The 23180-nt window shown below is 71.5% G+C and carries 20 protein-coding genes; 12 read left to right on the forward strand and 8 right to left on the reverse strand.

Annotation, left to right across the window (positions count from 1 at the left end; genetic code table 11):
* Positions 1-123: 123 nt before the first annotated feature.
* Both FDF13_RS05045 and FDF13_RS05050 read right to left on the reverse strand, forming a co-directional pair.
* Entirely contained in the window at positions 124-1149 is a 1026-nt protein-coding gene (locus FDF13_RS05045) for an Fpg/Nei family DNA glycosylase (RefSeq protein WP_137318709.1), read from the reverse strand.
* 37 nt (positions 1150-1186) lie between these two features.
* The gene (locus FDF13_RS05050; protein WP_175406866.1) at positions 1187-1864 is read right to left on the reverse strand and encodes a GNAT family N-acetyltransferase; all 678 of its coding nucleotides are present in this window, start codon (positions 1862-1864) and stop codon (positions 1187-1189) included.
* Between the two features lie 255 nt (positions 1865-2119).
* Here FDF13_RS05050 and FDF13_RS05055 point away from each other — a divergent pair, with 255 nt between their 5' ends.
* The 8 genes from FDF13_RS05055 (at position 2120) to FDF13_RS05090 (ending at position 9150) form a co-directional block, all read left to right on the forward strand.
* Positions 2120-3325, forward strand: coding sequence for an ATP-binding protein (locus FDF13_RS05055; protein WP_137318711.1), 1206 nt, complete (start codon positions 2120-2122; stop codon positions 3323-3325).
* Positions 3326-3440: 115 nt separating this feature from the next.
* Positions 3441-4736 carry a Fic family protein gene (locus FDF13_RS05060; protein ID WP_254668919.1) on the forward strand — a complete coding sequence of 432 codons (1296 nt, stop codon included), beginning with the start codon at positions 3441-3443 and terminating at the stop codon, positions 4734-4736.
* 112 nt (positions 4737-4848) lie between these two features.
* Complete coding sequence (locus tag FDF13_RS05065; protein WP_137318712.1) at positions 4849-5421, forward strand: OsmC family protein; 573 nt, start codon at positions 4849-4851, stop codon at positions 5419-5421.
* Positions 5422-5486: 65 nt separating this feature from the next.
* Positions 5487-6047, forward strand: a complete 561-nt coding sequence (locus tag FDF13_RS05070; RefSeq protein ID WP_137318713.1) for an SRPBCC family protein — start codon at positions 5487-5489, stop codon at positions 6045-6047.
* Between the two features lie 23 nt (positions 6048-6070).
* The gene (locus tag FDF13_RS05075; protein ID WP_137318714.1) at positions 6071-6952 is read left to right on the forward strand and encodes a DUF5926 family protein; all 882 of its coding nucleotides are present in this window, start codon (positions 6071-6073) and stop codon (positions 6950-6952) included.
* Positions 6952-7767, forward strand: a complete 816-nt coding sequence (locus FDF13_RS05080; RefSeq protein WP_137318715.1) for a glycosyltransferase — start codon at positions 6952-6954, stop codon at positions 7765-7767. Before FDF13_RS05075 ends, FDF13_RS05080 begins: the two co-directional genes overlap by 1 nt.
* Positions 7764-8702 (forward strand): prephenate dehydratase, encoded by a 939-nt coding sequence (gene pheA / locus FDF13_RS05085; protein WP_137318716.1) that lies wholly within the window; start codon positions 7764-7766, stop codon positions 8700-8702. Before FDF13_RS05080 ends, pheA begins: the two co-directional genes overlap by 4 nt.
* A 238-nt stretch (positions 8703-8940) precedes the next feature.
* Positions 8941-9150 (forward strand): hypothetical protein, encoded by a 210-nt coding sequence (locus tag FDF13_RS05090; protein WP_137318717.1) that lies wholly within the window; start codon positions 8941-8943, stop codon positions 9148-9150.
* 138 nt (positions 9151-9288) lie between these two features.
* On the opposite strand, the gene FDF13_RS05095 is transcribed toward FDF13_RS05090, so the two are convergent.
* Entirely contained in the window at positions 9289-10608 is a 1320-nt protein-coding gene (locus FDF13_RS05095; RefSeq protein WP_254668920.1) for an ArgE/DapE family deacylase, read from the reverse strand.
* A gap of 93 nt (positions 10609-10701) precedes the next feature.
* Positions 10702-11634, reverse strand: a complete 933-nt coding sequence (locus FDF13_RS05100) for an NAD(P)-dependent oxidoreductase (RefSeq protein WP_137318718.1) — start codon at positions 11632-11634, stop codon at positions 10702-10704.
* A 343-nt stretch (positions 11635-11977) separates the two neighbouring features.
* Here FDF13_RS05100 and FDF13_RS05105 point away from each other — a divergent pair, with 343 nt between their 5' ends.
* Positions 11978-13183 carry an IS30 family transposase gene (locus FDF13_RS05105; RefSeq protein WP_175406867.1) on the forward strand — a complete coding sequence of 402 codons (1206 nt, stop codon included), beginning with the start codon at positions 11978-11980 and terminating at the stop codon, positions 13181-13183.
* A gap of 57 nt (positions 13184-13240) precedes the next feature.
* Here the strand turns inward: FDF13_RS05105 and FDF13_RS05110 are convergent, their stop codons facing one another.
* From FDF13_RS05110 to FDF13_RS05120, 3 genes are all read right to left on the reverse strand, one after another.
* Positions 13241-14407, reverse strand: a complete 1167-nt coding sequence (locus FDF13_RS05110; protein ID WP_137318720.1) for a cystathionine gamma-synthase — start codon at positions 14405-14407, stop codon at positions 13241-13243.
* A complete protein-coding gene (locus FDF13_RS05115) occupies positions 14404-15921 on the reverse strand; it encodes a pyridoxal-phosphate dependent enzyme (RefSeq protein WP_137318721.1) in 1518 nt (505 codons plus the stop codon). The genes FDF13_RS05110 and FDF13_RS05115 overlap by 4 nt, the downstream gene beginning before the upstream one ends.
* Before the next feature lie 257 nt (positions 15922-16178).
* Complete coding sequence (locus FDF13_RS05120) at positions 16179-16958, reverse strand: enoyl-CoA hydratase (RefSeq protein WP_137318722.1); 780 nt, start codon at positions 16956-16958, stop codon at positions 16179-16181.
* A gap of 385 nt (positions 16959-17343) precedes the next feature.
* Between FDF13_RS05120 and FDF13_RS05125 the strand changes: the two genes are divergently transcribed.
* A complete protein-coding gene (locus tag FDF13_RS05125; protein WP_137318723.1) occupies positions 17344-18204 on the forward strand; it encodes a hypothetical protein in 861 nt (286 codons plus the stop codon).
* A gap of 54 nt (positions 18205-18258) precedes the next feature.
* Here the strand turns inward: FDF13_RS05125 and FDF13_RS05130 are convergent, their stop codons facing one another.
* Positions 18259-19329 (reverse strand): YeiH family protein, encoded by a 1071-nt coding sequence (locus tag FDF13_RS05130; protein ID WP_137318724.1) that lies wholly within the window; start codon positions 19327-19329, stop codon positions 18259-18261.
* A gap of 71 nt (positions 19330-19400) precedes the next feature.
* Between FDF13_RS05130 and FDF13_RS05135 the strand changes: the two genes are divergently transcribed.
* Positions 19401-20300, forward strand: a complete 900-nt coding sequence (locus FDF13_RS05135; protein WP_137318725.1) for a LysR family transcriptional regulator — start codon at positions 19401-19403, stop codon at positions 20298-20300.
* Positions 20301-20450: 150 nt separating this feature from the next.
* Entirely contained in the window at positions 20451-23060 is a 2610-nt protein-coding gene (gene clpB, locus FDF13_RS05140) for an ATP-dependent chaperone ClpB (RefSeq protein ID WP_137318726.1), read from the forward strand.
* Positions 23061-23180: the final 120 nt, after the last annotated feature.

Here is a 23180-nt window from a genome sequence, read left to right on the forward strand (position 1 = left end):
TCCGGGGCCGGGCCGTGCGGATGACCGGCGGGTGGGGCCGAGTGGACCAACGGCCGACCGGCCGGGTCTATTCCCACTCCGGTGCGTTCGGTCGTGTCGTTGCGCTCGGTCGAGCCGGTGCGCTCAGTCCAACCAGGTCCCGCGGTCCCAGGAGGCGCGGCGCTTCCGCGCGGTCTGGCAGCGGGGGCACCAGTAGACGGCGCGGCCTGAGACGGTCGCGTCGCGCACCGGGGTGTCGCACAGGCGGCAGGGCAGCCCCTGCCGGTGGTAGACGTAGAAGGACTTCTCGCGCGGGACGACATCTGGGTCGTCGTCCCCGTTCTGCCGGGTGCCGCGCGAGCGCTCCCGGATGATCGGGTGGATGTCGCGGTGCTCGGGCTCGGTGGTGACGATCCGCCCGGTGCGCGCGCCGTAGCCGATGAGCGGCACGAGGTCGTCCCACAGGCCGCGCACGATCCCCGCGGTGAGCTCGGTGCCGGGCACGAACGGGTCCAGGCGGGCGCGGAACAGGAGCTCGGCGCGGTAGATGTTGCCGATCCCGGCGACCACGGCCTGATTCATCAGCTGGGTGCCGATCGCCGTCCGCGACCGCCGCACCCGTTCGACGAACACGCGCGGGTCCGCATCGGCGCGCAGCGGGTCGGGTCCCAGGCGGTCGATGATCGCCTGCCGCTCGGCGGGTTCGAGCACGGCGCAGGCGGTCGGCCCGGTGAGGTCGGCGAGCCCGTGCGGGCCGACGACCCGCAGCCGGACGTTCTCCCCGGGGGCGAGGTGCTGCCACGACTGCTGGTCCGCGGGCCCGGAGCCGGCGCCCGGGGTGCTCTCCTGCTCGCCGAGGCGCCGGCGCGGGGCGCCGATCGCGTGGACCCGGGAGAACGATTCGTCCCCGGCGAAGGTCCACGAGCCGTAGAGGCCCAGGTGGACGTGGACGTAGGAGTCCGGCGTGCCGTCATCGAGCGCACGCTCCTCCGGGGCGAAGCCGAGGAACAGATGCTTGCCCACGGCCTCTGCGCTCACGAGGATCTGTCCGGTGAGCCGGGCGGCGCCGGCGGCGAACCGGCCCTGCGGGCTCGACAGGGCGAGCCGGGCGCCGAGGAACCCGTCCTCGAACGCCGAGGCGAGGCGGTGGATCGTATGGCCCTCGGGCATCAGTGCGCCCCCGCCGTGGCGGTGGACAGCAACCGGGTCATGCGACCTCTTTGAAGAACCAGCAGCGGTCGTCCGGGGCCGTCGCCGAGGAGGCGAGCAGCTCGTCCTCGATCTCGCCGAAGGTGAAGGGCGGTTCGTCCCCGGCCTCGAGGACGACGAACCCGGCGCGGTGGACGAACCCGGCGAGCGCCTCGGGAGCGGCGCCGGTGAGCAGGGCACGGGTGGGCAGTCCGGCCTGGCCGAGCACCTGCGGGGCGAGCCCGAGCAGCACGGTTGCGATCCCGCGGGAGCGGAACACCGGTGCCGTGGCGAGTGCCCGGACGAAGAGCGCGGTGCCGTTGTCGTAGCTCACCGCGGTGAGGACGAGGGCGCCGACGAGGGTGCCGGAGGCGTCGCGGACGACGAGCCCCGTGTCCTGCGACTCGAGCGCGAAGCCGGTGGGCGCGGACGGCGGTGCGCCGGGGGCGGGGTCCGTCGGTTCGGCGGGCTCGGCGGGAGTGGGTCCCGTCGGTGCCGTCGGTTCGGCAGATTCCGTCGGTTCGGCGGGTCTCGACCCTGCGGCGCCGGTCGCCCCGCGGATGAGCGCGGCGGTCTCCTCGCGCTCCTCGTCGACGAGGAGGTCGAAGGAGAATCCGGCATCGACGAGGGTCTGCGCCCAGCGCACGTGCCGCTTCTTGACCGCATCGTTGTGCAGTCCGGGGTAGAGGATCGCCATGCCCGCCACAGTATCGCCTCGCCCCGGCACCACTCGTCGAGCCCGTCGATGCGAGCGTTTCTCTCCCGAGCGATCGAATCTCCGGCGATCCCGGCTGAGACAGCGATCTCGGGTTGCAGTTCGGAGAAACAGCTGCATCCAGGGAGGGAGGCCCGTCCAGGGAGGGAGGCCCGTCCGCGGAGCAGCCGCATCCGGAGGGCCCGGCCTCGTATGTCGCTGGGGCTAGAGCGGGCTAGAGGCCGGTACCGTGAGGCCATGGACCCGATTCGCAACCCCTACGCACCCGGCGCCGGCCAGCGCCCGCCGGAGCTCGCCGGCCGCGACACCGAGCTCGACATGTTCCAGGTCGTGCTCGAGCGGATCGCCCGCGGCCGGCCCGAACGCTCCCTCGTGCTCACCGGATTGCGCGGCGTCGGCAAGACGGTGCTCCTCAACAGCCTGCGCTCCTCGGCGGTGCGGTCCCGGTGGGGGACCGGCAAGATCGAGGCGCGCCCGGACTCCGAGCTGCGCCGGCCGCTGTCCGCCGCACTCCACCAGGCGGTGCGCGAGCTCGGGATCCGCGACGAGGACTCCCGCAACCACGTCCTCGGCATCCTCAAGGCCTTCGCCCAGCGCAGCGCCGGTGCCGACGCCAAGCTCCGCGACAAGTGGCAGCCGGGCATCGACGCCCCGGCGGTGACCGGACGCGCGGACTCCGGTGACATCGAGATCGACCTCGTCGAGCTGTTCACCGACATCGCCGGGCTCGCGCAGGACGGCGGCAAGGGGGTGGCGATCTTCATCGACGAGATGCAGGACGTGCAGCCGGCCGACGTGTCCGCGCTGTGCGCCGCCTGCCACGAGATCTCCCAGCTCGGACTGCCGTTCGTCGTCGTCGGCGCCGGGCTGCCGCACCTGCCGGCGGTGCTCTCGGCGTCGAAGTCGTACTCCGAGCGGCTGTTCCACTACCGGCGCATCGACCGGCTCGACCGGGAGCAGGCGGATCGTGCACTGCGCACCCCGGCGCTCGACGAGGGCGCGGACTTCACCGCCGAGGCGCTCGCCGCCCTCTACGAGGCGACCGACGGGTACCCCTACTTCGTGCAGGCCTACGGCAAGGCGGCCTGGGACGTCGCCCCGAAGTCCCCGATCACCGCCGAGGACATCACCGTCGCCGCACCCGCGGCGCAGAACGAGCTCGCCGTCGGCTTCTTCGGTTCCCGCTACGAGCGGGCAACCCCGGCCGAGCGGGAGTACATGAAGGGGCTCGCCGATCTCGAGGTCCGCGAGGGTGCCTCGCCGGATCCGACAGGGGTCGCGACGAAGGACCTCGCCGAGCACCTCGGCCGCAAACCGCAGTCGCTGTCCCCAGCGCGCGACGGCCTCATCAAGAAGGGCCTCGTGTTCTCCGCCGAGCGCGGCCGCATCGCCTTCACCGTGCCCCACTTCGGGCGGTACCTGAGGTCCCAGCCGGAGCTGTGACGGGGCGGAACAGATGGTGGGCGCGGGGGCGGTCTGCCGGTCTGCGACCTTTTGGTTGCTTACTTTAAGGCTTAAACTCAACAAGTAGGGGTCGAACGTTCACTTTAGGAGCTACGTGGGAATCTGGGAGTCGGCCGAATGGGTCGCCGCTGAGACTTCGGGCATCTCGCGGCGCGACCGGAAGACCGGGAGCTTCCGCACCTACCTGCCCGACACGCTCGTGGGCATGCCGCTCGTCCTCGGTCGCGAGGTCGACGCACGTGTGGCCGAGGCCGAACAGGCCGTGCGCCGGCTCGACCGGCGCGCGGGAGCGGACCTGGCCGGAGTCTCGCGGTACCTGCTGCGCTCGGAGGCGATTGCTTCCTCGCGCATCGAGGGGATCGCGCCGAATCCGCGGAACGTCGCGCTCGCGGAGCTCGGTCTGTCCGAGGATGTCTCGGGGATCAGCGAGCAGGCGCAGCTCGTCGCGAACAATATGACGATCGTGAAGTCCGCGACCACGGCTCTCGTCGCCGCACCGACGGTGCAGATCGACGACGTGGTCAGCCTGCAGCGCGCGCTGCTCCCGGATGCACACCGGATGCACGGGGTGCGGACGCGCCAGAACTGGATCGGCGGGTCGGGCCGTCACCCGCTCGACGCCGACTTCGTGCCCCCTGCGCCGCAGCGCGTGCACGGACTGCTCGACGATTGGGTCACCTACCTCAACGGGGCGGCTCACTCCCCGGTCATCCAGGCGGCGCTCGTCCATGCGCAGTTCGAGACGATCCATCCCTTCGCCGACGGCAACGGTCGAGTGGGACGTGCTCTCATCCACACGGTGCTCGCCCGGCGCGGACTGACCTCCGGGGCAGTGCTGCCGGTCAGCCTCGTGCTGTCGACGCTCAGCGGAGAGTACGTCGCTGGGCTCACCGCCTACCGCCATGCCGGTGCACCCGGTTCCTCCGACGCCATCGACGCCGTGGAGCGGTGGATCACCACCTTCGCCGACGCGGTGATCGAAGCGAGCATCCAGGCTCTGAGCTTCGCCGAGGACCTCGACGAGCTGCGCGGACAGTGGAACGAGCGCCTGGACGGGCACCGCCGGCGTGAAGGCAGGACTCGCCGACTGCGCAGCGATTCGGCCGTGACGCTCGTGCTCCGGGACCTTCCGGGGTCGCCGGTGCTCACACCGGCGACCGTGCAGCGGATCCATGACGTGACCGCGGCAGCCGCGGTCAAGGCGCTCGACGAACTCGAGGCCGCTGGAATCCTCGAGACCCGAGCGATCGGCAAGCGCCGACGCGCATACATCGCCTCGGAAGTCCTCGATCTCGTGGCGGCCACCGAGCGGCGGTTGGCGAGCACTCGATTCGACACCCGGCTGGGCCCACCGGTGCGTCCGGTCCCGGTCAGACCGCCCACACCCTGAAGCACGCCCCGCCGGCAGCGGCCGTGCCCGGACATGACATCCGGTGACGCCGGATGACGGGAGACGACGGGACTCCGACCCCGCTCGCGCCTCGGCGGCGAGAATCCACACCATGACGACAACAGCACCGGCCGCCCAGACGGCCCACCCGACCACCGTCCCCACGACCTCCGCCGCCGAGCGCGCCGAGCGCCTGACCCGCGCCGGGCAGGAGTGGAGCGAGCGCATCGCCGCCGACCGCACGAGCGCCCACCTCACCAGCCGCGCGACCGCAGCCGGCGTCGGCACCGTCGCGACCACCGTGCGCGCCGGACGGCACGCGTTCATCGTCGACGAACCCGCGGCCCTCGCCGGGGACGACGCCGGGCCGAGCCCGGTCGACTACGTGCTCGGCGCGCTCGCCGGCTGCCAGGTCGTGGTCTACCGGCTCTACGCCCAGACTCTCGGCATCCCGTTCGACGAGATCGCCGTCACCGCCGAGGCCGATCTCGATGCCGCCCGCCTGCTCGGTGCCGACGACTCGGTGCGCCCGGGCTTCTCCGAGGTCCGCATCCAAATCACCCTCAGCGGTGAGGAGACCCAGGAGCGCTACGAGGTGCTGCGCGCCGCCGTCGACGCCAACTGCCCCGTCCTCGACATCATCGAGAACCCGGTGCCGGTGCGCACGACCGTCACCCGCGGCTGAGGGGGCGCGGTTCCCTGGCGACCCGGCCCGGTACGCTGGCGGTGTCGTCGAAGGGAAGGCCCATCATGATCACCGACACCACCCGGACCCGCGTCGCCGAGGCGATCGACGGGCTCCCGCTGCGCACCGAGCTGATCACGGCCGGGGACCGCACCGGTCCGGGGTTCGCGCTCGCCCAGACCCTCGAGCTCGCCGCCTCCCCGGCCGAGGTGTGGGCCCACCTCACCGACCCCGCGCTCCTCGCGCGGTGGTCGCCGATCGTGCCGGACCGGCCGCTCGACTCCGTCGGTGCGGCAGAATCCCGCGAGAACCCCGGTGACGACCCCGTCGACGCGACGGTCATCACCGCAGACGCACCCCACCATCTCAGCCACCGCTGGGGTGGCGGCCTCGTCACCTGGACGATCGTCGAGCGCCCGGACGGGTGCACCCTCGGCCTCGGGCAGGACTTCGCCACCGACGCCGAGGCGGCGATGACCGCCGCCGGCTGGCACGTGTGCTTCGCCGTGCTGAGCCTCCGGCTGCGCGGCGTCGACGTCGAGCGGGTCGTCGGGGCGGACGCGATGGAGGTCGGCTGGGAGGGCCTCTCCGCGCAGTACTCCGCCGGGTCGCCTCGGTCGGACTGACTCGCCCCAGTAGACTGCACCTCATGGGTAAGAAGTCCAAGAAGTCCAAGGAAGAACTCATCGCCAAGCGGCTGGCCAAGGCGCAGGCCGGGGCGTTCGTGCAGCGGCCCTTCGAGGGCCTGCCGTTCGAGGCCGACCTCGTGTGCCTGCGCGAGCTCGTGCCCGCCGCGACCGCGACCGCGAAGCTCACCGAGGAGTACGGCGGTGACGAGATCATCTTCGCCTCCCTCCTCCCCGCCGCCTGGCAGGCGCTCCACCGTGCCGACGGCGTCGTCATGGCAGGCCTCCAGGTCCCGTTCTCCTCACCGGACCCCTCGCGCGACATCGCCGCGGCGATCCTCTCCGTCAAGGACGCCGAACCCGGCACCTACCAGCAGGCGGACTCCGACCCCGGCGAGGGTCCGCGCCTGCAGGACATCCTCGACACCTCCGTCCCGTTCTCCGTGAGCGTGAGCGAGACCTTCGACTACTGGCTGCCGGAGGACACCGCGCAGCAGGACGAGGACATCACCGCCGCCCTCGAGCAGGCGAACGAGAACATCAGCCCCACGGAGAAGCTCGTCTCCGCCGAAGCCGCCTACTGGACCGAGATGGGCGGGCGGATCTACGTCCGCTGGGCCCGCACCGACGGCGAGGAGACCGTGATGAACGGCCTCGCCCGCCTCCACGCGCGCGGCGACAACACGTTCGGCGGGATCGGCAAGTACCTCGGCTGCTTCCGCGCTCACGGCATCGTGATCCCCGTGTGGGAGCTGCCCGACGGCACCCAGCCCGACGAGGTCGAGGGACCGCTCGGCACCTTCGACGCCCAGCTCACCGAGGCGATGAACGAGTCCGGGAACCTCGACTACGAGGAGCGGCGCGCCAAGGCCGGCGTCGTCTCCCGCCAGCTCACGATCCGCTGATGACGCCTGCGCACCCGGAAACCGCCGGACCCGCGCCCGAGGCGGCTCCCGTCGGAGCGCTGCCCGAGGCGCCCGTCGCGGTGGCCGCGATCATCCCCGCCAAGGACGAGGCGGAGCGCATCGCCGCGACCGTCGCCTCGGCGCAGGAGATCCCCGGGGTCGACCTCGTCATCGTCGTCGACGACGGATCGCGCGACGACACCGGGGCGCTCGCCACGGCGGCCGGCGCCCGGGTCGTCACCCACCGGAAGAACCGGGGCAAGGCGGCGGCGATGATGACCGGCGCGTTCGCCGTCCGCAACCGGGAGATCTCCGGGCTCGGACCCGGCGAGAGGCCGCGACACCGCGCGCTCCTCTTCATCGACGGCGACCTCGAGGACTCCGCGGTCAACACCGCCCCGCTCACCGCACCGGTGCTCGCGGGACGGGCCGACATGACGATCGCGATCCTGCCCCCGCAGAAGCGCACCGGCGGCGGGTTCGGGTTCGTCGTCGGGCTCGCCCGCAGGGGCATCAGCGAGCTCGCCGGGTTCACCGCCACCCAGCCGCTGTCCGGGATGCGCTGCCTCACCCGCGAGGCCTTCGACGCTGCCCTGCCGTTCGCGGCCGGCTGGGGCGTGGAGACCGGGATGACGATCGACGTCATCAACGCCGGGCTGCGCGTCGAGGAGGTCGAATGCGACCTCCACCACCGGGTCACCGGCAAGGACCTCAAGGCGCAGCTCCACCGCGCCGCCCAGTACCGCGACGTCGCCCGGGCGCTGCTGACCCGGCGGCTGCGGAGGCGGCGGGCCGGGAACGGAAACCCGTCATGACGGCGTTCGGGTACCTCGGCCCGGAGGCGACCTTCACCGAGGCCGCCCTCATCCGGCTGCTCGACGAGCGCGGCATCACCGACGCCGAGCGGGTACCCATGCACAACGCCGAGGCGGCGCTGGCCGGGCTGGCCCGCGGCGAGCTCGACGGGGCTGTCGTGCCGATCGAGAACTCGCTCGAGGGTGGGGTGCCGGCTACGCTCGACGCGCTCACCCGCAACGGGAAGCTGCAGATCGTTGCGGAGACCCTCGTGCAGGTGACCTTCGTCCTCGCGGTGCGCCCGGGCACGCAGCTGTCCGACATCCGCAGCTTCGCGACCCACCCGCACGGGGAGGCGCAGACGCGCACGTGGATCTCCGAACACCTCGGGAACGCGCACTTCCTGCCCGCCTCCTCCACCGCGGCCGCCGCGCGCGACCTCGCCGCCGGGGACGTTGAGTACCAGGCCGCGATCTGCCCGGCCCTCGCCGCCGAGCGCTACGGGCTGGAGGTCCTCGCCGCCGGGATCGGCGACCGCGCGGACGCGATCACGCGGTTCGTGCTCGTGCGCACCCCGGCCGACCTCCCCGCTCCTACGGGGGCGGACAAGACGACGATCGTCGCGGTGCTGTCGAGCGACCGGGCCGGCGCGCTCCTCGAGCTGCTCGAGCAGTTCGCCGCACGCGGGGTCAACATGTCGCGCATCGAGTCGCGTCCCACCGGGGACGGGCTCGGCCTCTACCAGTTCTCGATCGACCTCCAGGGGCACATCGCGGAGGCGCGGATGGCCGAGGCGCTCATGGGCGTGCACCGGGTGGCCCGGCGGATGCAGTTCCTCGGCTCGTACCCCGCGGCGGCCGGGGACACGGTGATCGTCGACCCGCGCACCACGGACACCTCCTTCGCCGAGGCGCGCGCCTGGCTCGACACGGTTCTCTCCACCTCCCGCCCCTGAACACTCAATTTTCGAAGGTTCCTGAGCGCGAAACCGCCGTTCTCTGCGATCTCAGAGGCAGCCTCATTCCCGCAGGTGGCCGGTGTGTCTGTTGTCAGCAGGGCCGGTGTCGTCGATACTTGAAAGGCGTACCAGCTAATCAAGGCGCATTGTCCCCGCCGGGGGCGGCCCTCTCCGCGGGCACGGAGTCCGCGGATCCGGGTCCGAGTCGCCGCACCACCAATGTCAGAAGACAGTCATGGGATTCGGAGTCGGAGTCTTCCTCATCCTCGTCGGAGCGATCCTCGCATTCGCCGTGGGCGTCCTCGCGCTCATCCTCGGTTTCGTCACGCTCGCCTCGCGGCGTCGTCGCAGCGATGTGACCTACCGTGAGGCCCCCGCCCCCGGACCGCAGGCCGGTCCCGGCGGCAATGTCGAGCGCACCGAGCACTACCGCGACGGGCTCTGAGCCCCACGGACCCAGCCGCACCCGCCGGCCCGGCCCCCCCCCCCCCGGGGGCCGGGCCGGCGGCGTCTGCGCCCTGCATGGTTGCAGAGGCAGCAGCCTGTGCGAACGGACTCGGAAGGCAGTTCCGGCACCGCACTGTCACTGCGCGACGGCGACCTCGTCGACTCCGCACCACTCGGCGATGAACAGGGCGATCGATTTCGTGATCCGGCGGACGGACTCGAGATCGACGCATTCGTCATTGCCGTGGATGGCGCGCGAGACCGGACCGTACACCAGAGTCGGGATACCGGCGTACTGGACGAAGACCCGCCCGTCGAGGTAGCCGGGAGTGGTGAACGACTCGAGCTCCGCGCCGAAGACCTCCCGGTGCGCCCCCTCGAGAACGGACTCCGCGGCGGAGCCCTCCTCGAGCACGTACCCCTCGGCATAGAAGCCCGTGCGCTTCGCTTCGACGCTGATCGGGTTCCCGGCGGCGTCCGTGGTGATCTGGTCGACCACCTCGGTGATGGCGGCCCACCCCTCGTCCGCCGTCGTACCGGGGTAGAGCGCGCATCGGAGATCGACCTCGCACCATGCGGGCACACTCGACCCCCAGTCGCCGCCGCGGATCATCCCGACGTTGAGATTGATCGGGTGATCGAGGTCCGCGAAGTGGCGGTGCCGGCCCTTCTCCGCGTTCCATCGCTCCTCGAGCCGCCGCAGCTCGCCGACGGCGAAGTACGCCGCGTCGATCGCGTTGAAGCCCGTCGCCATCTCCCGCACGTGCGTAGGCCGTCCCGTCACCCGGATGCGGAACCAGATGACGCCGACGTTCGCGCGGACGAGCATGTCCTCCTCGGGCTCGGGGATGATCACGGCGTCGGCGGTGTATCCGCGCATGAGGGCCGAGAGGGACCCGTTGCCGGTGCACTCTTCCTCGGCCACGGATTCGAAGTGGATCCTGCCGCCCGGTGCGAAGCCGGCCGCCTTCACCGCGTCGAAGGCGAAGAGGTTCGCCGCCAGGCCCGCTTTCATGTCGCCGCTGCCGCGCCCGTGGAGCCAGCCGTCGCTGATCGTCGCGTCCCACGGTGAGCGCGACCACTGGTCCTCCGGACCCTCCGGGACGACGTCGACGTGCCCGTTGAGGATGAGCGACCTGCCGTTCTCCGCGGCGGGGCGATAGGTGCCCACGACGTTGTCGACCCCGTCGTAGGAGACCTCGACGATCCCGGCTCCGGGGTGCTCGGCGAGCTCGGAGGCATCGAGCGCCCACCGGTCGATGTCGAGCCCGCGTGCCTCCATGGCCCGTTCCATGAGGTCCTGTGCAGAACCCTCCGCAGTGCGCAGCGACGGGTGTCGGACGAGCTCCTGGGTGAACCTGATCTGCTCGTCGAACCGTTCGTCCACCGCCCGGAGGATCCGATCGCGGTGCTCAGCGCGGAGGCCGGTGCCGGTTCCGTCGGTGTGGTCCATCATCGGGTCCTTCCGTTGTGCTGACAGTGATCGGGGCGATCGGTGCACTGCGGTCCGGGCAGGCCTTCGGCTGCCGGGCAGATGCTCGGCTGCCGGTCAGGCCCGTCGCGGGGCGAGGTGCTGGATGCCGGTGAATCCGAGCTGCTGCTCGAGGCGGGTGAGATCGTAGGTCCGCTCGTGGATGACCTGCCGGATCGTGTACCGGGTGATGAGCGGGCGGCCGCCCCTCTTCCGCGCGCGCCGCTCCGCATACCAGGTCTTCGCCAGCGCGAGGTCGGCGGCCACCTCGTCGAGTTCGACCCGCTCCTCGCCGGCCCGCGCCAGGTAGGTGAGCAGCGCGTCCTTGAGCACATAGGGCTTCGGGTCGCCGACATTGATCGGCCCGGAGATGCCGGGCCGGTCGATACCGGCGAGCACGGCGCCCGTCAGGGTGTCGATGTGAGTGAGCGTCATCTGCTTGCGGCCTCCACCGGGGATCCGGAGTGTGCCGTTCTCGATCGTCGCGCGCAGCCGCGGGAACAGTGTGGTGTCCCCGGGGCCGTAGACCACGGTGGGGCGGAGCACGAGGGTCTGCGGGCGCACCCGCTGGACGACCGCCTCGGCGAGCGCCTTCGACAGCGCCGGCCCGGGTTCCGGGTAGCGGTCCTCCGCGACAGGACCGGCCTCCTCGTAGAGGCGATGGTGGTCGCGCTGCGGGTCGTAGACGTCGGTCGAGGACAGGTGGATGATCCGCTGGTCCGGGAAGGCGTCGAGCACGTGCCGGGTGCCGGTGACGTTGACCGTGTGGAGCTCGTCGGGGTCGGCCCAGTCGTCGATGAGACCGGCGCAGTGCACCACCGTCTCCAGGTACGGCAGGGCTCGCAGCGCCGAGGCGTCGACCGGTTCGCGGATGTCCCAAGTGTGATGGGCCAGGCCCGGGATCTGCGGGTCGGTGCGGCCCAGGCTGACGACGCGTCGACCGTCCTCCAGCAGACGCTGGACGACGGCGCGCCCGATGAACCCCGAAGCTCCGGTGACGACGATCGACATGCACGTCCTTTCCTCCCCTCCAGGCTAGTGCGCCCGAGGTGCGGCGGAGTGCATTGGCCGGTGTGTCCTCCGGCGCGGTCGTCCGGGGTTGGAGGCCGGGTGGGGCGCCCCGCGGATCCGCGCGTCCGCGACACCGTGCCGGGGCGCTGTGGGAGGGCGCCGTGCCGGGGCACCGATGCTGACCCCGTGCCCGGGCACGATGACCTCACACCGCGTCCGCGACACCGTGCCGGGCGCCCCGGCACCGGGCCGTGACATTGCATAGATGCGCGGAACTGCTCTGGTGGTGTCATACAGTCATCGCAACACTCGTTGTCAGGGTAGGTGCGAAAGGGGTTGTGTGATGGTCGGGTCGAGGAATGCGGGCAGGGTCGGTCGGTACGGTCTGGCGTGGGAGTTCGAATTCCGGGTCTGGGAACTACGCGGGCAGGGACTCTCGATCGAGGAGATCGCTTCCACGGTCGAGAAGTCCGCGACCTGGGTCTCGCGGATCATCTCGCGCCGCGGGGGAATGCCACCGCGGCGCATCCCTCCGGGATCACGGGCCCGCAAGGGCCAGCACTTGACGATCTCGGATCGCGAAGCGATCCTCGCCGGTCTGGCCGCGGGGTATTCGATGCGCACGATCGCAGCATCGCTGGGGGTGAGTCCCTCGACGATCAGTCGCGAGGTCGCGCGGAATCGTGATCGCAGGCTCGTCGGGGCCGGGGTCGATTACTCCCCGGCACGCGCCCAGCTCAAAGCGGTGCATCGCCGGCACCGGACGCGGCCATGCAAACTCGCGACGAACGCCCGGTTGCGGGACTGGGTGCAGGAGAAACTCAGCCAGCAGCGATGGTCACCGAAACTCATCGCGTTGATGCTGGTCGAGGAGTTCCCCGACGATGTGTCTATGAGAGTCAGTCACGAAACGATCTATCAAGCGCTCTACGTGCAGGCCAAGGGCGGACTCAGACGTGAGCTCACCACGTACCTGCGGACCCGCAGGAAACAGCGGAAGTCCCGTTCCAGCACGGAACGACGCGGCCGGATCAGTGACATGGTCAATATCGCCGACCGGCCCTTCGACCCTGATGATCGCAGTGTGCCCGGGCACTGGGAGGGCGATGAGATCATCGGGAAGGACCACAAGAGCGCGCTGGTCACGGTGGTGGAGCGCCAGACCCGGTACGCGGTGATCATCCGGCTGCCCGATGGGCATGGGCCCGAACCCGTCGCCCGGGTGATCGCAGAGCGATTCGGGGAGTTCCCGACCCGGATGCGCAAGTCCTTGACCTGGGATCAGGGAGTCGAGATGGGGCAGCACAAGCAGATCACCGCCGCGACGAAGATGGACGTGTATTTCTGTGACCCGCATTCCCCGTGGCAGCGCGGGACGAACGAGAACACCAACGGACTCATCCGCGGGTTCTTCCCCAAAGGCACAGACTTCCGCGACGTCACCGATGAAGAAGTCGCCCACGTCGAGTACCTGATCAACACGCGGCCGAGGCCCACACTCGAGTTGCAGACCCCGGCCGACATGTTCGAAAAGCTCCTGATGCGTTAGAAGCTTGACACCACCTCTCAGAAACCTTCGAAAATTGCTGTGAGGGGGAGGGGAGGGTCAGAGGCGGTCGAGCGCCTGGGTGAGGTCGGCGAGGAGGTCCTCGACGTCCTCGATGCCCACCGACAGCCGCACGAGGTTCGCCGGCACCTCGAGGTCGGTGCCCTGGACCGAGGCGTGGGTCATGTCGTAGGGGTACTCGATGAGCGACTCGATCCCGCCCAGGGACTCCGCGAGCGTGAACACCTTGGTGCTGTCGACGAGGGTCCGGGCGGCCTCGCGCCCGCCGGCCACCTGGATCGACATCATGCCGCCGAACATCCCCTCACGCATCTGGCGAGCCGCGACCGCGTGGCCGGGGTGGGATTCGAGCCCGGGGTAGAGGACCGTCTCGACCTTCGGGTGGTCGGTGAGCGCCGCGGCGAGCGCGGCGGCGTTCTGGCTGTGCTGCTTGACCCGCACGGCGAGGGTCTTGATGCCGCGCATCGTCAGCCAGGCGTCGAACGGGCTGGAGACCGCGCCGGCGGCGTTCTGCATGTAGCCGATCGCCTCGGCGTGGGTGTCGTCGGCGAGGACGAGCGCACCGCCGACCACGTCGGAGTGGCCGCCGAGGTACTTCGTCACCGAGTGCACGACGATGTCCGCGCCCTGGCTGATCGGGTTCTGGAGGTACGGGGTGGCGAAGGTGTTGTCGACGACGAGGATCGCCCCGGCCTCGCGGGCCAGACGGGCGGTCTCGCGGATGTCGACGACGTTGAGCAGCGGATTGGTGGGCGTCTCCACCCACACGACCTTGGGCCGGTGGGCGGCGATCGCATCGGCCGCGGTGCTCGTGTCCGTGAGGTCGACGGCGAAGTGCTTGACGCCCCACTGCCCGAACACCGCGTTGATGAGGCGGAAGGTGCCGCCGTAGGCGTCGTTGCCGAGCAGGATCGTGTCACCGGGAGCGGTGAGCGCGCGCAGCAGGGCGTCCTCCGCGGCCAGCCCGCTGGCGAAGGAGAACGCGTGCGCCCCGCCCTCGATCGCGGCGAGCTGCGCCTGCAGGGCGTCGCGGGTGGGATTCGCGCTGCGCGAGTACTCGTACCCGCTGCGGAATCCGCCCACCCCGTCCTGCTTGTAGGTCGAGCTCATGTGGAGCGGCGGGATCACCGCGCCGGTCTGCGCATCCGGCTCCTGCCCGGCGTGGATGGCCTTGGTGGAGAAGGAGGGGGTGATGTTCTCGGTCACGAGTGGTCCTTTCGGGAGGCGGCCCAGCGGGCGAGGGCGGTGCGGTCGATGAGGGCGACGGGCCGGCCGGCGTCGTAGACGAGGGCCGCCGGGGCGGTGAGCAGACGGGCGCGCAGGACCTCGGCGGTCTGGCCGATGCCGACCTTCGGGAGGTCGACCAGCGCGTCGCTCAGCGTGCCGACCGCGGTGTCGCCGTCGACCCGGTCGGGGCCGAGCGAGGGGCCGGAGGAGCGCCCGGCGACCGCCTCGCTGTCGAGGAGCAGGGACGTCAGTGCGCTGCGCTCGAATGCCCCGAACACGTTGAATTCGGTGGCCGCGCCGGCGTCCGCGACGAGGAGCACGTCTCCGCTGAGAGCGGCCACGGCCTCGGCGAGCCGGGTGTCGGGACCGACGCAGGGATAGTCGCCCGGGGTGATCCCGAGCCCGGTCACGACATCCGCGACCGAGGCGCCCTGCTGCCCGTGTCCGGCACCCGGCTGCCCGGATCCTGCGGGCTCCGAGTCCTCGACCTCGGCGCCGGGAGCGGCGACGACGTCTCCGCCCCGGCGGGCGGCAGTGGTGAAGCCGTGCTCGGCCATCCACTCGTCGTTGAAGATCTTGTCGATGTAGCCGCGCCCGGAGTCGGGCAGCACGACGACGACGACCGCGTCCTCGTCGAGTTCGCGGGCGGTCTCGAGAGCGGCGACGACCGCCATGCCGGACGAGCCGCCGACGAGCAGACCCTCCTCGACGGCGAGTCGGCGCGTCATCTCGAAGGCAGCGGCGTCGTCGACGGTGACGAAGCCGTCGGGGACGGAGGGGTCGTAGGTGTCGGGGATCATGTCCTCGCCGACGCCCTCGACGTAGTAGCTGTGGAGGTCGGCGGAGTGGTCGGCGTAGATCGATCCGGCGGGGTCGGCGGCGACGACCTTCACCCGCCCCTCGGAGGCCTCGTGGAGGTAGCGGCCGGTGCCGGTGATCGTGCCGCCGGTGCCCGGCCCCATGACGACGTGGGTGACGCGGCCGTCGGTGTCGTTCCAGATCTCCGGCCCGGTGGTCCGGTAGTGCGCCTCGGGCCCGGCCTGGTTGGAGAACTGGTCGGGCTTGAACGCGCCCTCCCGCTCGGCGGTGATGCGGTCGGACACCCCGTAGTAGGACTCGGGGGAGTCGGGGGCGACGTTGGTCTTGGTGACGACGACCTCGGCGCCGTAGGCCGAGAGCACGTCGCGCTTGCCCTTGCCCACCTTGTCCGGGGTGACGAACACGGCGTCGTAGCCGCGGATCGCCGCAACCATCGCCAGGCCCACCCCGGTGTTGCCCGAGGTCGGCTCCACGATGGTGCCACCGGGGGCGAGCTTGCCGGAGCGCTCGGCGTCGGCGACGAGGCTGACGGCGATCCGGTCCTTGATCGAGCCACTGGGGTTCATGTACTCGAGCTTCGCCAGGACGGTCGCCCGGACCCCGGAGGCCACGGAGTTGAGCTTGACGAGGGGGGTGCTGCCGACGAGGTCGAGCACGGTGTCTGCGTACTTCACTGGGATCCTGACGCTGCTGATGGGGTGCGGGTGCGGTCGCGGCGGCGGTCCGCCGGCGGTTCCGGACGCGGTTCCCGACCGGCCCGGGCGGCGGGCGCGGGCAGGGCCTGCGACCGTTTCGATCCTAAGCCAGGCCGTCGAGCGAAGTCACACGTGCGAACTCACCCCTCACCGGCGCCGGTGCGGTGCACACGCGGCGCCGGTGCGGTGCGCGTGCGGGGCCCGGGCAGCCGCTCGGACCCGACGGGTCGGGCGGCTCACTGCCGGTGCTGCCACTGCGGTTCGCGCTTGGTGAGGAAGGCGTCGATCCCCTCCCGGGCATCGGGCATGCCCGCGTTGTCGGCCATGACCGTGCTCATCCGCGCATAGGCCTCCGCGGTGGGGAGGTGGATCTGCTCGTAGAACGCCCGCTTGCCGATCGCCACGGTGGCCGAGGACGCCTGGGCGACCTGGGCGGCGAGCGCGGCGGCGGCCGATTCGAGCTCCGCGGCGTCCGCGACGTCGGAGACGAGGCCGCGGGCGAGCGCCTGCTCAGCGCTGAGCATGTCGCCGGTGAGGAGCATGCGCATGGCCGTCTTGCGGTCGACGGCGCGGCTGAGCGCGACCATCGGGGTCGAGCAGAACAGCCCGATCCGCACGCCCGGGGTGCCGAACCGCGCCTCACGCGAGGCGACGGCGAGATCGCAGGTGGCGACGAGCTGGCACCCGGCGGCGGTCGCGACGCCCTGTACCCGGGCGATCACCGGCTGCGGGATCTCCTGGATGAGGAGCATGAGCTCGGAGCAGGTGTCGAAGATCTCCTGCTGCCCGGCGTGGTCCGCCGCACTCACCTCCTTGAGGTCGTGGCCGGAGGAGAACACGTGGCCGGCGGCGGCGAGCACGATCGCGTGGACGTCGGGGCGCCCGCCGAGCTCGCGGAAGGTGGAGATGAGGGCGCGCATGAGCTCGAGGGAGAGCGCATTGCGGGTCGCCGGATGGTTGAGGGTGACGGTGGCTACGGTGTCCTCGACGGTGAGGAGTACGGTGTCTTCGCTCATGTCCCCAGTGTGCCCGATGGCGTGGACACGGGTCCCGCGCGACCGCGATCCGAACGCGGCGGCCGGTGTGGCGGAGCCGGGAACGGATGTCCCGGACCTGGCACATCCCGGGCCGGTCCGGGCGCCGGACGGCGACTACGATGACGAGTATTCGTCCAGGTCACGCCTGCCGCGCACGGCGGCGGGCCGCCCCCATCCCGGAGTCCCACGATGAGCACACCGCCCCCCACCGCCCGGTAAGCCGCCCCACTGGAACGGCACCCCGTCGTACGACGGCGCCGCTCCGTACGACGACGGCGCGCGGTCCGCGGGCGGTCCGCACCCTGGCGCCCCGCACCACCCCCGCGCCCCGATCCTCCCCGGCCCGCCGGTCGGGCCGAGCACGATGCCGCGGCGCGGGAAGCCGGTCGGCCTCATCATCGGCCTGGCCCTGGGAGCCGGCGTCCTCGTCCTCGCGCTCGTCGCCGGGGTGATCTGGTTCGGCTTCGGCGCCACCATCGGGGACGAGCCCGTGGCTGGCCCGACCGCGGAGTCGTCCTCCGCCTCGGACCCGGCCGCGGCCTCCGCCCCGCCCACGGAGGCGCCCGTGCCGCCGCCGGATCCAGGCGAGGAGGAGGCGCCCGAGCGCCCGGACTACGGTCCCTCGCTCATCGACGTCGCCGCCGCCGACGAGCAGGATGCGCGCGACTGGGCGGACGCCAACTACGGCACCTTCGAGCCGCAGACCGTCTCCGGCTCCGGCCCCGACCACTTCGATGTCCCCGCCGACGTCACCGGCCCGGCCGTCGTGACCTACGAGATCATGAGCGAGGGCACCTTCCAGATGGTCGAGGCCGACGAGTCCGGTCGCCAGGGCTGGCTGCTCGGCGCCGACGGGACGGGCACCTCGGACACCTACATCGGCGGGGTGTCGGTCGATTGGTCGACGATCACCGTCACCGGCGACGCCGACTGGGAGATCCGGTTCGAGCCGATCGGCGACATGATGCTCGTGCCCGAGTCCGGCTTCGGCTCCGGCCACTTCCTCCACGCCGGCCCCGGAGGCGTGTTCGAGCTCGCGGTGAACTCCGACGAGCCCTACTTCGACGCCTGCATCGTCGAGGAGATCACCGGCGATTTCGGCGAAGGCACGGAGCTCGGCCGCACGCAGGACACCGAGGTGCCCTCGCAGCTCGACGAGATGCGCTCGGGTCCGAGCATCATCGGCATCACCTGCCAGGAGAACTGGGAGTTCATCGGCACCTGAACAGTGCGCCCGGACGGGCCGGCTGCGGTGGCCGTGCCGTTCGGCCCGGTGGCATCACGCGGCGAGCAGCACCCCGGTGAGCCCGGTGGCCGCGACGGCGAGGGTGGAGAGCGCGGCGAGTGCGAACGGGCGCGCCCCCACCCGCTTCACGATGGACAGCCGGACCCCGGTGCCGAGTGCGAACATCGCCGCTGCGAGCAGCGCCGTCTGCGCGATCGCCGCCGCATCGACGACGAGCAGCGGGACGATCCCGGTGGAGCGCAGCGCGACCATCGCGAGGAAGCCGAGGACGAACAGGGGCACGAGGGGCGGCAGCGACGGCGCGTCATCCGTGCCGGCGTCCGAGGTGCGCGTCGCCTCCGAGGTGCGCGCGGCGAGGATCACCCGGCGCTGCCGGACGGCGATGATCATCATCACCGGTGCGAGCAGGAGTACCCGGGCGAGCTTGACGAGCACAGCGGCGCTGAGCGCCGCAGCCCCCAGGCTCCCGCCGATCGCCACGACCTGCGCGACCTCGTGGACGGAGGCGCCGGCCCACAGCCCCGTCTGCGCCTCGGTGAGCCCGAGCGCGGCGGCGGCGAGCGGGAGTGCGGGGATCATCAGGGTGCCGAACACCACGACGAGCGCGACTGCGGTGACGACCTCCTCCTCGTCCTCGGTGCGGATCACCCCGTCGACCGCGGCGACGGCGGCGGCCCCGCAGATCGAGAACCCGGAGGCGATGAGCAGCGTCTGCGTCGACGACAGCCGGAGCAGCCGCCCGGCGAGCAGTGTCGCTGCGAACCCGACGGCCACCACCGCGACGACGGTGAGGACGACCCCGGTGCCCAGGCCCAGGATGTCGCCGAGGACGAGCTGCAGGCCGAGCAGCACGATGCCCGCGCGGAGCACGTGCTTGGCGGCGAAGTTCAGGCCGGGCTCGACGCGCGGAGGCAGGGTCGCGAGGTTGCGGACGAGCATGCCGAGGACGATCGCGACGAGCAGGGCGCTCACGGTGGGAAGGAGCGCACCGATGCCGACGGCCGCCGCGGCGCCGAGGGCGGCGAGCCCCGCACCCGGTGCGAGTTCCCGCAGTCGCGCGATGCGAGCGCTGCTGCGCGGGAGCGTCGTCGGGTCGGAGGGCATGCGTTCCAGCCTGCGCCCCGCGCCGGAGCGCCGGTAGACCCCGATCCCGCATCCGGACATATCATAGTGATATGACTGCCCGCTGGCCCGACCTCGCCGTCCTCGAGCTCCTCACCGCCGTGAGCGAACGCGGGGGACTGGGCGCCGGGGCGCGCGCCGTCGGGATGGCCCAGCCGAACGCGAGCCGCGCGATGCGGGCGCTCGAGAAGCAGCTCGGCGTCGACCTGCTCGTCCGCCACCCGTCCGGTTCACGGGTGAGCGAGGAGGGTGCGGTCGTCGTCGACTGGGCCCGGCGCGTGCTCGACGCCGCCCGTGAGTTCAGCTCCGTCGCCGAGGCGCTCGCCGCACAGCACACCGCTCACCTCGACGTGGCTGCGAGCATGACCGTCGCGGAGCACCTCGTGCCCGGATGGCTCGCCGAGCTCCGGCGCGAGATCCCCGATGCCGAGGTGCGCCTGCGGGTGCACAACTCCTCGCACGTGTTCGACCTCGTCGCCGCCGGCGACTGCGACCTCGGGTTCGTCGAGACCCCGCACCTGCACCCGACGCTGCGCACGCGCACCGTGGCGCGCGACCGGCTGGTCGTCGTCGTGGCGCCCGGGCACCCTTGGGCGGCCCGGCGACACGGGCTGGCGCCGGAGGAGCTCGCCGCGACGCCGCTCGTCGTGCGCGAGCCCGGCTCCGGCACCCGGGTCACCCTCGACGAGGCGCTCGCCCCCTACCGGCCGGTGCCGCCGGCGCTCGAATCCGGGAGCAACGCGGCAGTGCTCGCCAGTGTGTCCGCCGGAGCGGATCCGGCGGTGCTCAGCGAGCTCGTCATCGCCGGGCCCCTGCAGCGCGGCGACCTCATCGCGATCCCCGTGACCGGTCTCGACCTCACCCGGGAAATCCGCGCGGTGTGGCGCGGCCCGCAGCCGCCCCCGGCCGCCGCCGCGCTCATAGCGGTGGCCGCCGCGGCCGCGCCGCGCTGAGCCTTTGACCTGCGCGTGCGCGCCGGTGAAATCCGGAGGAGAGGCGGACCCGCACAGCGAGATCGGACTTGAGGGAAGCCACCTTGAGTGGAATAGACTCAACTCTGGTGCTGTTGACCTTTGAGAAGCCAGAATTCGAAAGGAACACCCATGGAATCCCAGTTCACCACGAAGTCACAGGAGGCCCTGTCGGCGGCGGTCAAGGACGCCGTCGAACGGGGCAACTCCCAGGTCGAGCCCGCCCACATCCTGTTCGCCCTGCTGTCCCAGCCGGACAGCATCGCCTCCGCCCTCCTCGAGCACCTCGGCGCCGATGCCCTGGCCGTGCAGAGCGAGGCGAAGACGCTGCTCGCCACGCTCCCGAGCATCTCCGGCACCAACCAGGCGCAGCCGAGCCTGTCCCGTGCCGGCCTCCAGCTCGTCAACAACGCGGAGAAGGAGATGTCCGCGCTCGGCGACCAGTACGTCTCCACCGAGCACCTCCTCATCGCCGCTGCCGCGGACACCGGGGAGGCCGGCAGGCTGCTCGTCCGCAACGGCGTCTCCCGCGACGGACTGCTCGCCGCCCTGCCCGAGGTGCGCGGCGGGCGCAAGGTCACGAGCGAGAACCCGGAGGACACCTTCCAGGCGCTCGAGAAGTACGGCGTCGACCTCACCGCGGCTGCCCGTGAGGGCAAGCTCGACCCGGTGATCGGCCGCGACTCGGAGATCCGCCGGGTGGTCCAGGTGCTGTCGCGCCGGACCAAGAACAACCCGGTGCTCATCGGCGAGCCCGGCGTCGGCAAGACCGCCGTCGTCGAGGGCCTCGCCCAGCGCATCGTCGCCGGCGACGTGCCCGAATCGCTCCGCAACAAGACGCTCATCAGCCTCGACATGGCGGGCATGGTCGCCGGTGCGAAGTACCGCGGCGAGTTCGAGGAGCGCCTCAAGGCCGTGCTCGAGGAGATCAAGGGCTCCGACGGCCAGGTCGTGACGTTCATCGACGAGATCCACACCGTCGTCGGCGCCGGTGCTACCGGCGATTCCGCGATGGATGCGGGCAACATGCTCAAGCCGATGCTCGCCCGCGGTGAGCTGCGGCTCGTCGGCGCGACCACGCTCGACGAGTACCGCGAGAACATCGAGAAGGACCCCGCGCTCGAGCGGCGGTTCCAGCAGGTGTTCGTCGGCGAGCCGAGCGTCGAGGACTCGATCGCGATCCTCCGCGGCCTCAAGGAGCGCTACGAGGCGCACCACAAGGTGACGATCGCGGATTCCGCGCTCGTCGCCGCCGCTGCGCTGTCCAACCGGTACATCGCCGGCCGGCAGCTGCCGGACAAGGCGATCGACCTCGTCGACGAGGCGGCCTCCCGCCTGCGGATGGAGATCGACTCCGCGCCGATCGAGATCGATGAGCTCACCCGCGCCGTCGACCGGCTCAAGATGGAGGAGATGGCGCTCTCGCACGAGAGCGACGCGGCCTCCGTCGAACGGCTCGCGGTGCTCCGCGAGGACCTCGCGAACAAGCAGGAGGAGCTCGCCGGGCTCAATGCCACCTGGGAGACCCAGCGTGCCGGGCTCAACCGGGTGGGCGAGCTCAAGCAGAAGCTCGACGACCTCCGCTCGCAGGCGGAGATCGCCCGCCGCGACACCGACCTGGAGACCGCCTCGCGCCTGCTCTACGGCGAGATCCCGGCTGTCGAGAAGGAGATCGCCGCCGCCGAGGCGGAGGAGAAGGAGTCCGGGACCGGCACCGCCCGCCCGATGGTCGGCGACCAGGTCACCGCCGACGACATCGCCGAGGTGGTCGCCGCCTGGACCGGCATCCCCGCCGGCCGGCTCCTCGAGGGCGAGCGCGACAAGCTGCTCCGCGCCGAGGAGATCATCGGACAGCGACTCATCGGCCAGCAGGCGGCCGTCGCCTCGGTGTCGGATGCGATCCGGCGCTCGCGGGCCGGCGTGTCCGACCCGGACCGGCCGACCGGCAGCTTCCTGTTCCTCGGGCCCACCGGCGTGGGCAAGACCGAGCTCGCGAAGTCGCTCGCGGACTTCCTGTTCGACGACGAGCGCGCGCTCGTGCGCATCGACATGAGCGAGTACGGGGAGAAGCACTCGGTGTCGCGCCTCGTCGGCGCGCCTCCCGGATACGTCGGCTACGAGACCGGCGGCCAGCTCACCGAGGCGATCCGGCGCCGGCCCTATTCGGTGGTGCTGCTCGACGAGGTGGAGAAGGCGCACCCGGACGTGTTCGACATCCTGCTCCAGGTGCTCGATGACGGCCGGCTGACCGATGGGCAGGGGCGGACGGTGGACTTCCGGAACACCATCCTCATCCTCACCTCGAACCTCGGCTCGCAGTTCCTCATCGATCAGTCGCTCGACCAGCAGGCCCGCGAGGCCGCGGTGATGAACGTGGTGCACCAGGCGTTCAAGCCCGAGTTCCTCAACCGGCTCGACGACATCGTGATGTTCGAGCCGCTGTCCATGGAGGATCTCAGCCGGATCGTCGATCTGCAGATCGCGGCGATGCAGGAGCGCCTGGCGGAGCGCCGGCTCACGCTCGAGATCACCCCGGCCGCCTCCGAATGGCTGGCGATCGAGGGCTACGATCCCGCCTACGGCGCCCGGCCGCTGCGCCGCCTCGTGCAGCGCGAGATCGGGGACCGGCTGGCCAAGGAGATCCTCGGCGGCGTCATCCACGACGGCGACACCGTGCGGGTGGACCGTCCGGAGGACACCGCGGCCGATGCCTCCGGTGGGCTGGTCATCGCCCCGGTGTGACCGGTCGCCCCGGTGCCCCGCGCGGCGGCGTCCCCGTCGGGACGCCCGCGTCGCGCCGCCGGAGTGCACGGATCGGACGACCGTGAGATCAAGCGTCCCCGCTGTGACATCACAGCGGGG

Origin of the sequence: Brevibacterium sp. CS2, from assembly GCF_005280295.1 — a bacterium.
GTDB lineage: Bacteria > Actinomycetota > Actinomycetes > Actinomycetales > Brevibacteriaceae > Brevibacterium > Brevibacterium pityocampae.